This window comes from Paracoccus methylovorus (genome assembly GCF_016919705.1).
Classification (GTDB): Bacteria; Pseudomonadota; Alphaproteobacteria; order Rhodobacterales; family Rhodobacteraceae; genus Paracoccus; species Paracoccus methylovorus.
The window spans coordinates 26772-39726 of sequence record NZ_CP070371.1 but is presented as its reverse complement, the minus strand read 5'-3'; the positions used below and the strand labels follow the sequence as shown (position 1 = coordinate 39726).

Sequence of the window (12955 nt, the reverse complement as noted above, 5' to 3'; positions counted from 1 at the left end):
GATATGACCGATTTCACCATGCAAAAAGGCGCCGACGGCGTCGCTATCATCACCTGGGACGTGCCCGCCAAATCCATGAACGTGCTGTCTCTGGACGGTGCGGCAGTGCTCGACGGGTTCATCGACGAGGCGCTGGCTGACGAGGCCGTCAAGGGCATCGTCATCACCAGCGGCAAAAAGGACTTTGCCGCCGGCATGGACCTGAACGTCATCGCCGGCATGAAAGAGGGCGGTGCAACGTCGGTCTTCGACGGCGTGATGACCCTGCATCATCTGCTGCGCAAGATCGAGCTGGCGGGGATGGACCCCAAGACCAAGAAGGGCGGCAAGCCCATCGCGAGCGCCCTGCCCGGCACCGCGCTGGGGATCGGGCTGGAACTGCCGCTTGCCACGCATCGCATCTTTGCCGCCGATAACCCCAAGGCCAAGATCGGCCTGCCCGAGATCATGGTCGGCATCTTTCCCGGCGCCGGCGGCACCACGCGCCTTGTCCGCAAGCTGGGCGCCATGGGCGCAGCCCCGTTCCTGCTGGAAGGCAAGCTCAACGATCCCGCCAAGGCCAAATCCGCCGGGCTGATCGACGAGGTTGTGCCCGATCCGGTGGCAAGCGCCCGCGAATGGGTGCTCAAGGCCGCCGATGCCGATCTGGTCAAGCCATGGGACGCCAAGGGCTACAAGATGCCGGGGGGTGAACCCTATCACCCCGCGGGCTTCATGACCTTCGTCGGGGCCAGCGCCATGGTGCATGGCAAGACGCTGGGGGTCTATCCCGCCGCCAAGGCGCTGCTGAGCGCGGTCTATGAAGGCGCCATGGTGCCCTTCGACGCGGCGCTCCGGATCGAGGCGCGCTGGTTCACCAACGTGCTGATGAACCCCAGTTCGACCGCGATGATCCGTTCTCTCTTCATCAACAAGGAAGCTCTGGAAAAAGGTGCGAACCGTCCCGAAGCACCCGACCAGACCGTGCGCAAGGTCGGTATTCTGGGCGCAGGCATGATGGGTGCAGGCATCGCCTATGTCAGCGCTATGGCCGGGATCGAGGTGGTGCTAATCGATTCGACGCAAGAGGCGGCGGATCGCGGCAAATCCTATTCCACCGGCCTTCTGGACAAGGCGATCAGCCGCCGCAAATCCACCGAGGAAAAAAAGGCCGGGGTACTGGCCCGCATCACGCCCACCACGGATTACGCCGCGCTGCAAGGCTGCGACCTGATCGTGGAAGCGGTGTTCGAGGACCCTGCCATCAAGGCCGAGGTCACGAAAAAGGCCGAGGCGGTGATCCCGCAGGATGCGATCTTCGCCACCAACACCTCGACCCTGCCGATCAGCGAACTGGCCAAGGCCAGCGGGCGATCCGATCAGTTCATCGGCATCCATTTCTTCAGCCCAGTGGACAAGATGCTGCTGGTCGAGATCATCAAGGGTCAGGCGACTGGACCGCGCGCGGTGGCCAAGGCGCTGGATTTCGTCCGCCAGATCCGCAAGACCCCCATCGTGGTCAATGACGCACGCTTCTTCTACGCCAACCGCTGCATCATCCCCTATATCAACGAGGGTATCCGCATGGTGGCCGAAGGCGTCAGCCCGACGCTGATCGAAAACGCCGCCAAGCTGATGGGCATGCCGCTCGGTCCCCTGCAACTGGTGGACGAAACCTCGATCGACCTGGGCGTCAAGATCGCCAAGGCGACCAGGGCGGCCATGGGCGACAGCTACCCGGACGGCGCAGTGGACGAGGTGATCTTCAAGCTGGCCGACCAAGGCCGCCTGGGCCGCAAGGTCAAGGCAGGGTTCTTCGACTATGACGATGCCGGCAGGCGCCAGGGTTTCTGGTCCGGTCTCTCCACCGAATGGCCCGAGGCCGATACCCAACCCGAGCTGACCGAGATCCAGCACCGGCTGATGTTTGCGCAGTCACTGGAAGCCGTTCGCGCGCTTGAAGAGGGCGTGCTGGAAGACATCCGCGAAGGCGATGTCGGCGCCATCCTTGGCTGGGGCTTTGCGCCTTGGTCGGGCGGCCCCTTCGGCTGGCTCGACATGCTGGGTGCCGCCCGCGCGTCTGCCATTGCCGAAGATCTTGCGGCAAAATTCGGCCCCCGCTTTGCCGCGCCGCAACTGCTCAGGGATATGGCGGCAAAAGGTGACAGCTTCTACGGCCGGTTTGGCACCGGCAAGCAGGCCGCCTGAAAAACGACCGAAGGGCAAGGTGCCTCCACCCTGCCCTTCTCCGTTGTTCAAATACCCAAATACCGCAACAAGAAGCGCCGAAGGCTCAGCTTTCGGTGCTCTCCATATCTCCGCTGGCCCACCAATAGCACAGGGTAAGAGCCGATCAGGTCAGCCCTTCTGCGCGAAAGGCCGCACGCAGATCACTTTCGGGCCGGGCTCCGACATGGCCGATGACTTCGGCCGCCGCGATGCAGCCCATGCGCCCTGCCACCGCCAGATCCGCGCCGATAGCCAGCCCATAGATCAAACCGGCTGCAAACTGATCGCCAGCCCCGGTCGCATCTACGGGCACGACGCGATGCACCGGCGCCGTCACCCGTTCGCCGCCGCGGATCAGGATCGCATCCTCGCCCGAACAGGTGCAGATTACCGTACCGCAATCGGCGCTGGCCAGCCGCAGCGCTTCCTCCAGATCTTCGACCTGATAAAGCGACTGCCATTCGTGGATATTGCCGATGACGTAATCCATCGGTCCCGCGACAAGGCGGCGGAAATCCGCACGGTGCCTATCGACGCAGAACGGATCGGACAGCGCGATCCCGGCCTGCCCACCTGCCTTGTGACAGGCCTCCGCAGCCTTCAGGAACGCCGCCTTGCCGGCATCCTTGTCAAAGAGATAGCCTTCAAGAAAAAGCCATTCCGCCCCGCTGAAAACCGCCGGATTCACATCCTCGGCGTCCAGTTCGGCCGAAATCCCCAGATAAGTGTTCATCGACCGCTCACCGTCAGGCGTGACGAAAATGATCGAGCGCGAGGTCGGCAGCACCTCGCCCGCAACCGGCGGGTTGACGAAAACGGTCCCCTGCTGCTCGGTCTGTTCGGCATAGGACAGCCCCAGCGGATCGCCCGCAACCCGACCGATAAACGCGGTGCGCAGCCCCAGCATTCCCAGCCCCGCCAAGGTGTTGGCGACCGAGCCCCCCGGGACCAACCGCGCGCGCGACGCCTCGGGATCTGCTGATTGCGCCGCCATCAGATATTCCGACCGTTCGCGGTCGATCAATTGCATGATCCCCTTTTCGATGCCCAGCCGGTCAAGGCTGGCATCCGAGGCCGGCGCAATCACATCCATGACAGCGTTGCCGATCCCGATAACATAAGGGGTGGTCATTCGGTTTTCTCCTCATAGGGGCACAGATCTTCGATGGGGCAGATCCGACAGCGCGGCCGCCGCGCCTGGCAGATATAGCGGCCGTGCAGGATCAGCCAGTGATGCGCATTCTGTTGAAAGGGGACGGGGACATTGTCCTCGATGGCGCGCTCGACCTCTTCCACATCGCGTCCCGGCGCAATGCGCGTGCGATTGCCGACGCGGAAAATATGCGTATCCACCGCCTGCGCAGGAAAATCAAAGACGCTGTTCAGCACCACGTTGGCCGTCTTGCGTCCGACACCGGGCAGGGTCATCAGCGCCGCGCGCGATTGCGGCACCTCGCCGCCATATTCTTCGACCAGCCGCCGCGACAGTGCGATCACATTCTTGGCCTTCTGACGGAAAAGACCAATGGTCTTGATCTTGTCGGTCAGCGCGTCAAGGCCCAGCTCCAGCATCTGCTGCGGTGTCGTGACCTTATCGAACAAGCCTTTTGTCGCCTTGTTCACGCCGACATCGGTGGCCTGCGCCGACAGCGCCACTGCGACCAGCAAGGTGAACGCGTTTACATATTCCAGTTCGGTCACTGGCCGGGGATTGGCCTCGCGCAAGCGCGAAAAAATCGCGACCTGGGCCGCATAGGACAAGGCGGGCGGAATACGAGGGGATGTGCTGCGTGCCATGGGCCACCAGATGCCCTGCCCCGCAATCATGCGCAAGCTTTCGTGCATGAATTTCGCCCGCCGCTGCGCTAGTCTGTCCGCGACGGCAGCAACTGCAAGGACCGGTATGACGCCCACGCTTTTCGACTTTGCCCCGCCCGAACCCCGGCTGCGGGTCCTGATCGCCACGCAGCCTTCGGATGATCTTGGCGCGATACTTTGTCGCGGTCGCTTTCCCACGCCCTTCGGGACGGTGATAGCTTTGGGCGCCGGCGGCGCGCTCTGGGGACTGGGCTTTGCCGGCTCGATGTCCAACGAAGAGGTCGAAGCCGATCTGACCGCCCGCTGGCCCCGAGCCCGCGTGGTGGAGGCACCCGAGGCACTGGCCCCGACCATTCACGCGCTGCTGGCCGGACAAGGCGAAATTGCCGTGCGCCTGACAGGAACCGAATTCCAGTTGCAGGTCTGGCGGGCATTGACCGAGGTGCTGCCGGGGCAGGTCATCAGCTATGCCATGCTTGCCGCACGGATCGGCCGGCCGAATGCCCTGCGTGCGGTGGGCACGGCAGTGGGGCAAAATCCGGTTTCCTGGGCAATCCCCTGTCATCGCGTCACCCGTTCCGACGGCAGCATCGGCGGCTATCATTGGGGCGCGGCGATCAAAGCGGCGCTGTTGACGCGCGAGGGGGCCTCAATCGCTCCCCGTGCCATTCCTGCTTTGTGAGACGGCAGAAACGAATTTCCTTCTATTCTTGTGGAGTTGCCTTGGAACCCATGCCAATGTGTCCGCGTTTGGGCATCAGCCGTCGGCTCCGATAACAAGGCCGGCCGCGTCGCAAGGACAGGCGGCGTAGGATCGCCCCGAAAAGAAAGGTGAAAGAATGAAGACCCGTATTTCGCTGCTTCTCGCCTCTGCCGGCGTGATCGCCATCAGCGCCTGCACAACGGATCCAAATCAACCCCAACAGATGAGCCGCACCCAGCAGGGCGCCGTTGCCGGTGCCGTTGTAGGCGGCTTGCTCGGCGCGGGCGAAAGCCGCACCAGGGCCGTGCAGGGCGCGATCGTTGGCGCGGCAGCAGGAGCCGTCGGCGGCTCGATCCTCGACCAGCAGCAACGCGCGCTGCAACAGTCGCTGAACAATCCCAGCATCCAGATCGTCAATCACGGCACCCACCTGTCGGTTGTCATGCCCGAATCGACGCTTTTCGCGACCAGTTCGGCCGCCGTGGGCCCGCAGGGTCAGAACGACCTCTACACCATCGCGCGTAACCTGAACCAATATCCGAACAGCCGCATCCAGGTCGTCGGCCATACCGACAGCACCGGCTCGGTAGCCTATAACCAGGATCTGTCGGAACGCCGGGCACGTTCGGTCGCCGGCATCCTCACCGCTGGTGGCGTCTCGCAAGCACGCATCACCACCGTCGGTCGCGCCGCGACCCAGCCGGTCGCATCGAACGACACCGCGGCTGGCCGCGCGCAAAACCGGCGCGTGGAAATCCTGATTACGCCGACCAACTGATCGCGGCGGAAAATGCAAGTGGGGGCCGGTTAGCCGCAAGGTAACCGGCCCATTCTTTTTTGCGCTCGCGATGGTCGCAAAAGAAAAACCCCCGGGGCATCTTTGCCCGGGGGTTCGGTCACTGTCCCAAAAGGATGCACAGCCGCACCCTTTAATTTGCCTTTGGTATCGTCAGTTCAGCCGCTGAGCCACTTCGTCGATGGCTTTGTCAATGTCGGCACTCCGCTCGACCGAGCTTGCCTGTTTGCCAAGAATCTCCGCCGATGCGGCAATCGCGGTTTGAATGGCACGGTCACGGACAGCGCGAACCGCGTCGGCTTCGGCGCTGGCGATCTGCTCTTCGGCTGCTTTAAGCCGGCGCTCGATCGACAGTTGCAGCACCTTCTTGGCCTTTTCGGCTTCGGTGATCGCTTCGCGCTTGGCATTGGCTACGATATCGTCGGCCTGGCTTTTCACTTCGCGCTGGCGCCGCTCGTAGCTCGCATAGATCTCCTGCGCTTCCTCACGCAGACGACGGGCCTCGGCCAGATCGTTGCGGATACCTTCCGCGCGCTTGTCCAGCAGCCCGCCGACGACCTGCGGTACGCGGAAATAGACCAAGATGCCGATGAACAGCAGGAAGGCCAGCGTGACGATGAAGTCGGTATTGCGCAGCGAGAAGAACGGACCCGAGGCGGCCAACGCCGGGCTCGCCATCAAGGCAAAGAGAACGCTAAGACGTTTCATTGCAGCGCCCCCTTCAGTCGCTGATCGACCACCGTATCGACCAGAGACTGATCGACCTTGCCGCCGAAATTCTCCACCAGAGCCGCAGTCACCTCGCGGGCGACGCTGCGCGCATCCTCGATGGCCGAGGCGCGAACCTCGCCGATGCGCTTCTCGGATTCCGCGGAACGGGCCGCAATCTCCGCATCGGCATGAGCGATGGCGGCATCAAGTTCCTTCTGGATCTCGGCCTTGTTCGCTGCCACGATCTTCTGTGCTTCGGCACGGGCATCAAGCAGCGCCTTGTCATAGGCGGCCTCGGCCTCCTTGGCTTTCTGCTTGAACTCCTCGGCGGCCATGAGATCGCCGGTAATAGCACCCTGACGATCCGAGATGACACCACCGATCCGCGGCAGCGCGATCCGCGACAACACCCAGTAGATCACCGCCAAGATGACCAGCAGCCAGAAGATCTGGTTGCCGAAGGTTGTGAAATCCAGTTGCGGCATGCCAGGGGCGCTTGCGGCGTGACCAGCCGCGCCATGAGCTGCATCCGCTGCACCGGCCACGGCATGGGCCGCATCGGCACCATGACCCGCCGCATCGGCGGATTCGGTGATGATCACCGTTTCAGATTCTTCGACCACGACAGGCGCGGTCTGTTGCAACAGGCTGAACATATCCTACCCCATGCCGGTCGTTTCACAATCGGGTGGGCGCCTCACGCCCCCACCCAACCGCAAGGATGGCAAAAGGATCAGACTGCGAACAGCAGCAGCAGAGCGACCAGGAACGAAAAGATGCCCAGAGCTTCTGCAAAGGCCATGCCGATGAACAGCGTAGCAGTCTGCGAGGCAGCGGCCGACGGATTGCGCAGGGCGCCCGCCAGGTAGTTGCCGGCCACGTTGCCCACACCCATGGCGGCGCCCGCCATGCCGACGCAAGCCAGACCGGCGCCGAGATACTGTCCCAGTTGACCCAGATTTTCCATGTTCATGCTCCTTGAGGCTTTGGAAAGGGTTTTGATTTAGACCATGTCTGCCCGGCTTAGTGCGCCGGATGCAGCGCGTCCTTCAGATAGACGCAGGTCAGGATGGTAAAGACGTAGGCTTGGATAAGGCACACCAGCACCTCAAGACCATACATCGCGGTGATTGCCACAACCGAAATCGGCGCGATGGTCGCGATGGCGGCAAAGGCGGCGAAAACCTTGATCACCGCGTGACCCGCCATGATGTTGCCGGCAAGTCGGATCGAGTGGCTGACCGGCCGCACGAAATACGAGATCAACTCGATCACAGCCAGTACCGGGCGCAGCGCCAGCGGCGCCGAGCTGACCCAGAACAGTCCCAAGAAATGCGCGCCGTTCTTGACGAAACCCAGCACGGTGACGCCGACAAAGACCAGCACCGCCAGCACCGCGGTCACTGCGATATGCGAGGTCGGCGAAAAGCTTTTGGGGATCAGGCCTAGGAAGTTGGCAAACAGGATGAAGCAGAACAGCGTCATCACATAGGGGAAATATTTCAGCCCGTCCTTGCCGGTCACGTCCTCGACCATCTTGTGAACCATGCCATAAAGCAGTTCAGCGATGGACTGGACCCGGTTCGGTACGATGGCCCGGCCACGGGTGCCGAAAACCAGAAGCGCGGTGATCGCCAGCGCCGCCAGCGCCATCCACAGCGTCGCATTTGTCGGCGTGTACCAGTTCACCGAACCTTCGCCAAACAGCGGTTTGACGACGAACTGATCCATCGGATGGAAAACCAGACCACCTGCTTCTTCTTCTGCCATCGTCATTCACCCTTGTCGTCGCCGGGGCGCCCCGGTGCTTCGCCTATTTCCTTCGCAGTCCGCATCATGGTCTTGATCCCGGCCGCCAGACCCAGCAGCACGAAAACCACCATAAAGAGCGGCTGCAGACCGGTCAGATAGTCCAGCCCGTATCCGATCCCGAAACCGATGGCCAATCCCGCCACCAGCTCAATCACCATGCGCCAGGCCATGTTGGCCTGACTGAAATGTTCTTCCCCGCGCGAGGGCGGTTTTTCACCCGCCTTTTCACCCAATCGGGTTTCCAGCGCGCGCAACCGCTCCGCATCCCGGGCCCGCGCGGCATCATGGTCTTCCTCGGCCATGGCTCACACCCCCGTTATCGGTTGGCGCGGTGATAGGGACTATACCCCCTCGAGTCAAGCAAGCCGCGGCAAATCTTAACTTATTGAAATTACGTGTTTTCCGAAATGACTGGTCGCGTAAAAACACGGTCTTGCGGCCGCGGCGGCTTCCACCCCATATTCAACCGGCAAGTTAAGCAAGGCAGATGTCCACAGACCAACGCAGCCTCGACGCCATTTTCTCTGCCCTCGCGGACCCGACGCGGCGGGCGATCCTTGGCATGCTGCTTGAGGATGACATGGCGGTGACCGATGTCGCGGCACCTTTCCAGATGAGCCTTGCAGCGATTTCCAAGCATCTCGCCGTGCTGGCCGCAGCCGGGCTGATCCGGCAGGAACGGCGCGGACGCATCATCTGGTGCAAGCTGGAGCCCGACAGGCTGCGCAGCGCCTCGGTCTGGATGCAGGGCTTCGGCCAGTTCGAACCGGTGGATCTGGACGATTTCGAACGCTTCCTGCGGGAATCGCTGCCCTTGATCGAGGGCGGCGACCCCGAGTCCTGACCAGCCCGCATCCCCTAGACCGGCGGGGAAGAAGGCCGGATGCAGGCCCGGCCCCTAGGATCATCACTTCACGGTAATACGACCGTCCAGCTTGGGCGCAAAATCCGGCCCCTGTTTGGCCAGATAATCGGCCAACACATCCGCCAGATCAGGCCCGAAATCATAGGCGGCCATCGCGTTATCGGCAAAGACCCGATAGCCGTCCCCGCCCGCACGCATATAGTTCTGCGACACGACGCCATAGACCGCCTCGAGGTCGATCGGCAACCAGTCCGAACCGTCGCGCACCTGCACATCGCCGATCCTGCTGCCAACCGGGGCCGAGCTGTCCAGCGTGTATTTCAATCCCGCGACCTGAGCAAAGCGCCCGGCGCCCTCCTCGATCTGGCTTGCGCCATTTTCCAATGCCGCAACCACATCCGCACCCTTCAGTTGGAACGTGGACAGCGTGTTCTGAAAAGGTAGCACCGAGAGCACGTCACCCATGGTCACCACCCCCGCTGGGATCGAGGTGCGCAGACCGCCACCATTCTGGATCGCGATCGAGATGCCCTGATCCTTCACGCGCGCCAGCATGGCGTCGGCCACCAGATTGCCCATCTCGCATTCCTTGGCCCGGCACGATTCCCGGCTGCCGTCGATCGGCACTGCAATCTCGGCCACGCGCTTTTGCTTCAACTGTTCGATGGGGGCGGCCATCTCTTTGACCCGCGCGGCCAGCTTTTCGTCCGGCACAACCGATGCATCCAACAGTATCGGCTGCCCTTCTGCCTTGATCAGCTTGCCGTCGTCGTCCCAAGTCAGCTCCAGGTGGCCCAGGTATTTGCCATAGGAATAGGCGGTCGCCACCGGGACTTCGCCGCCGTCCGCACCCTTGACCATGGTCGGATAAGGTCCTGCCGCACCCTCCATATCGCCCAGCAGCGTATGGCTGTGCCCGCCGATAACCGCGTCGATACCGGAGATTTCCGCCGCGAACTCCTGGTCGCGCTTGTAACCGGTATGGGTCAGCGCGATGATCTTGTTGACGCCAGACTCGGTTAACTCCTGCACGTCGGCCTTCAGACTGTCCATGTCATCGTGGAAGATGACCTTGTCACCGGGCGAGGCGGTCTCGGGGGTATCCATCGCCAATGCCGAGACGATCCCCACCTGTTCACCGCCGACCTCCAGCGTCAGCGCCCCACCGACCTTGTCCTTCAACTCGGGCGATTGCGACAGGTCCAGATTGCCCGAGACCACGGGAAATTTCACCCCTTCCACCAGAAGCTGCAGCCCGTGCGGCCCGTCGTCGAATTCGTGGTTACCAACCGCCATGGCATCGAAACCGATGGCGTTCATGAACTCGACCGTGTCCTTGCCCTTGTAGGTCGTGTAAAACAGACTGCCCTGATACTGGTCGCCCGCGTCCAGCACGATCACGTTCTGCCCTTCGGCCTTCAGCCCGTCGCGCAGCTCGCGGATCTTGGTCGCCAGACGGGCCACGCCGCCGAAACATTCGTTTTTCGCCTCAGTTTCGGCATCACAGGTGCTGTCAAAGGCGTTGATCGGTTCGACCCGGCTATGGAAATCGTTGATATGCAGCACGTGCAGCGTGTAATCTGCTTGCGCCGCGCCTGAAGACAGCACGACGACCGCCGCCGAAACCATGAGCCAGCGTTTCATCTCGATCCCTCTTACCCGAATGTCTGGATAAGCGGCAGATTGCGGGAAGGCGTGCGCCTCGTCAATTGACGAAGCCGTGGATGCGATGCCGCTTGACGGCCCGCACGGTGCAAAGCATGAAACGACCATGCTGGTTTACAAGATCTTCCGTGCCGCCGAGTTTCAAGAGTTCCAATCGCAAGGCCGCAGCGCCGGTGCGCCGGTGGACCTGACCGATGGCTATATCCACCTCTCCACCGCTGCACAGGTGCCCGAAACGCTGGCACGTCACTTTGCCGGACTGGATGGGCTGCATCTGCTGGCGCTTGACAGCGACGCTCTGACAGAACTGCTGTGGGAACCCTCGCGCGGGGGCGATCTTTTTCCCCATCTCTACCGCGAGTTGCAGATGCCGGACCTGCTCTGGAGCCGGCCCCTGACCCTCGGCCCCGATGGCCACGTTATCGGAGATCTCGTATGACCCCCCTCGAAAGGCTCGGCCTTGCCGCATTGCATCGCCTCGACCCCGAGCGCGCGCATGACCTTTCGATCCTCGCCCTGCAACGCGGGCTGGTGCCACTGCCCGGCCGTGCCGTCACCTCGCAACGGTTGCGACTACAGGTCGCAGGGCTCGATCTGCCGAACCCTGTGGGCCTTGCCGCCGGCTATGACAAGAATGCCCGCACTCTGCCGGCACTCATGCGTGCGGGCTTCGGCTTTGTCGAAATCGGCGCCGCCACTCCACGCCCGCAACCCGGCAATCCCAAGCCACGCCTGTTCCGCCTGACGCAGGACCGCGCGATTATCAACCGCTTCGGCTTCAACAACGAAGGGGCGGAAGCCATCGCCGCCCGTCTGGCAAAACGCCCCACGGGCATCCCGGTCGGGCTGAACATCGGCGCGAACAAGGACAGCGCCGACCGCAGCGCCGATTTCGCGCAAGTCGTGCATATCGCTGGGGCTCATGCCGATTTCCTGACCGTCAACGTCTCATCGCCCAACACCGAAAAGCTGCGCGATCTTCAGGGTCCCGAGGCGCTCTCGGCACTGCTCCAAGGCGTTCTTGCCGCGCGCGACGCCCTGCCGAACCGCCCTCCCGTTTTCATCAAGATCGCCCCGGACTTGGATGATGCCGGGCTGGCCGATATCGCCGCCGTGGCGCTGGCGGCCCCGGTGGATGCGATCATCGCCACCAACACCACGCTTTCCCGCAAAGGCCTCGCGTCACCGCACGCGAACGAATCCGGCGGCCTTTCCGGGGCGCCGCTTTTCGACCGCGCCACCCGCATTCTCGCCCGGCTCTATCGTGAAACCTCCGGGCAAGTGCCACTGATCGGCGTCGGCGGCATCGGCTCGACCGAGCAGGCCTGGCAAAAGCTCCGCGCCGGCGCTTGCGCCGTCCAGATCTATTCCGCCCTGATCTATCATGGCTTCTCGCTCGCAGCGCAGATCGCACGCGAACTGGACGAACGGCTCGCCCACGAAAACATCACGCTGGCCGAACTGACCGGCAGCGGCAACGCCGACTGGCTTTAGAAAAGGTCTTCGTGGCCCAAAAGCTGGTTCATGCTGTTCGACGGGTCCGAGCAACCCGCATCACCCACGATCCGCGCCGGCACTCCGGCCACGGTTTTGCACGGCGGCACCTCACTTAGCACGACCGAGCCGGCGGCGATGCGCGAGTGATGTCCGACGCGGATATTGCCCAGCACCTTGGCGCCGGCACCAATCATCACGCCATTGCCGATCTTGGGATGGCGATCACCATCCTCTTTCCCCGTGCCGCCCAGCGTCACCGAATGCAGCATGGACACATCGTCGCCCACGACAGCAGTTTCGCCGATGACGATGGAATGGGCATGGTCGATCATCACGCCCGTGCCGACACGGGCAGCAGGATGGATATCGACACCGAACACTTCCGAGCAGCGCATCTGCACGAAATAGGCCATGTCGCGCCGGCCCTGCTGCCAAAGCCAATGCCCGATGCGATAGGCTTGCAGCGCCTGATAGCCCTTGAAGAACAGAATCGGCTGCATCAGCCGATGCGTCGCCGGGTCGCGATCATAGACCGCCAGCAGATCGGCCTGTGCAGCCAGCGCCAGTTCCGGGGCGCGGGCAAAGGCGTCATCGGCAATCTCGCGCAGGATCTGCTCGCTCATCTCGCGCGAGGCGAGCTTCAGCGAAAACCGATAGGCCAGCGCCGCTTCGAATGTGGCATGATGCAACAGTCCGGCATGAATCAGCGCGCCCAGCAAAGGCTCGTCCCGCACGGCGATCCTCGCCTCGCGCTGGATGCGACCCCAGACCGAATCACGCGGGGCGTCCCGCGCGTCGGATAGCGGCTCGATCATGTCTTTCTGCAAGTTCATTCAGGCACGCCCGTCTGTTTCTCTTTCTATTCTTAGCGGAAACCGAC

Annotated in this window: 15 protein-coding genes; 6 read left to right on the top strand and 9 right to left on the bottom strand. The window is 62.7% G+C overall.

The window, feature by feature from the left end:
• Positions 1 to 3 precede the first annotated feature (3 nt).
• Positions 4 to 2187: a 3-hydroxyacyl-CoA dehydrogenase NAD-binding domain-containing protein gene (locus JWJ88_RS13325; protein ID WP_205296277.1), complete on the top strand. Its 2184-nt coding sequence runs from the start codon at positions 4 to 6 to the stop codon at positions 2185 to 2187.
• Between the two features lie 145 nt (positions 2188 to 2332).
• Here JWJ88_RS13325 and JWJ88_RS13320 read toward each other — a convergent pair whose 3' ends face one another.
• Positions 2333 to 3340, bottom strand: coding sequence for an adenosine kinase (locus JWJ88_RS13320; RefSeq protein ID WP_205296276.1), 1008 nt, complete (start codon positions 3338 to 3340; stop codon positions 2333 to 2335).
• A complete protein-coding gene (nth, locus tag JWJ88_RS13315) occupies positions 3337 to 4005 on the bottom strand; it encodes an endonuclease III (RefSeq protein ID WP_205296847.1) in 669 nt (222 codons plus the stop codon). Before nth ends, JWJ88_RS13320 begins: the two co-directional genes overlap by 4 nt.
• Before the next feature lie 106 nt (positions 4006 to 4111).
• Between nth and JWJ88_RS13310 the strand changes: the two genes are divergently transcribed.
• Positions 4112 to 4708, top strand: a complete 597-nt coding sequence (locus JWJ88_RS13310; RefSeq protein ID WP_205296275.1) for a methylated-DNA--[protein]-cysteine S-methyltransferase — start codon at positions 4112 to 4114, stop codon at positions 4706 to 4708.
• A 157-nt stretch (positions 4709 to 4865) separates the two neighbouring features.
• Entirely contained in the window at positions 4866 to 5507 is a 642-nt protein-coding gene (locus JWJ88_RS13305) for an OmpA family protein (protein WP_205296274.1), read from the top strand.
• A 171-nt stretch (positions 5508 to 5678) separates the two neighbouring features.
• Here the strand turns inward: JWJ88_RS13305 and JWJ88_RS13300 are convergent, their stop codons facing one another.
• The 5 genes from JWJ88_RS13300 to JWJ88_RS13280 form a co-directional block, all read right to left on the bottom strand.
• Positions 5679 to 6233 carry a F0F1 ATP synthase subunit B gene (locus JWJ88_RS13300; protein WP_205296273.1) on the bottom strand — a complete coding sequence of 185 codons (555 nt, stop codon included), beginning with the start codon at positions 6231 to 6233 and terminating at the stop codon, positions 5679 to 5681.
• The gene (locus JWJ88_RS13295) at positions 6230 to 6892 is read right to left on the bottom strand and encodes a F0F1 ATP synthase subunit B' (protein WP_205296272.1); all 663 of its coding nucleotides are present in this window, start codon (positions 6890 to 6892) and stop codon (positions 6230 to 6232) included. Before JWJ88_RS13295 ends, JWJ88_RS13300 begins: the two co-directional genes overlap by 4 nt.
• 77 nt (positions 6893 to 6969) lie before the next feature.
• Entirely contained in the window at positions 6970 to 7203 is a 234-nt protein-coding gene (locus tag JWJ88_RS13290) for a F0F1 ATP synthase subunit C (protein ID WP_010394077.1), read from the bottom strand.
• A 56-nt stretch (positions 7204 to 7259) separates the two neighbouring features.
• On the bottom strand, positions 7260 to 8006 hold the full coding sequence (locus JWJ88_RS13285; protein ID WP_205296271.1) for a F0F1 ATP synthase subunit A: 747 nt from the start codon (positions 8004 to 8006) through the stop codon (positions 7260 to 7262).
• A 2-nt stretch (positions 8007 to 8008) separates the two neighbouring features.
• Entirely contained in the window at positions 8009 to 8350 is a 342-nt protein-coding gene (locus tag JWJ88_RS13280) for an AtpZ/AtpI family protein (protein WP_205296270.1), read from the bottom strand.
• A 185-nt stretch (positions 8351 to 8535) separates the two neighbouring features.
• On the opposite strand from JWJ88_RS13280, the gene JWJ88_RS13275 reads away from it, so the two are divergent.
• Positions 8536 to 8892 carry an ArsR/SmtB family transcription factor gene (locus JWJ88_RS13275; RefSeq protein ID WP_205296269.1) on the top strand — a complete coding sequence of 119 codons (357 nt, stop codon included), beginning with the start codon at positions 8536 to 8538 and terminating at the stop codon, positions 8890 to 8892.
• 63 nt (positions 8893 to 8955) lie between these two features.
• On the opposite strand, the gene JWJ88_RS13270 is transcribed toward JWJ88_RS13275, so the two are convergent.
• Complete coding sequence (locus JWJ88_RS13270; protein WP_205296268.1) at positions 8956 to 10557, bottom strand: bifunctional metallophosphatase/5'-nucleotidase; 1602 nt, start codon at positions 10555 to 10557, stop codon at positions 8956 to 8958.
• Between the two features lie 127 nt (positions 10558 to 10684).
• Between JWJ88_RS13270 and JWJ88_RS13265 the strand changes: the two genes are divergently transcribed.
• Complete coding sequence (locus JWJ88_RS13265; RefSeq protein ID WP_240200315.1) at positions 10685 to 11017, top strand: DUF952 domain-containing protein; 333 nt, start codon at positions 10685 to 10687, stop codon at positions 11015 to 11017.
• Complete coding sequence (locus JWJ88_RS13260) at positions 11014 to 12072, top strand: quinone-dependent dihydroorotate dehydrogenase (protein WP_205296266.1); 1059 nt, start codon at positions 11014 to 11016, stop codon at positions 12070 to 12072. Before JWJ88_RS13265 ends, JWJ88_RS13260 begins: the two co-directional genes overlap by 4 nt.
• Here the strand turns inward: JWJ88_RS13260 and cysE are convergent.
• Entirely contained in the window at positions 12069 to 12908 is an 840-nt protein-coding gene (gene cysE / locus JWJ88_RS13255; protein ID WP_205296265.1) for a serine O-acetyltransferase, read from the bottom strand. The two genes, JWJ88_RS13260 and cysE, sit on opposite strands and share 4 nt — an antisense overlap.
• Positions 12909 to 12955: the final 47 nt, after the last annotated feature.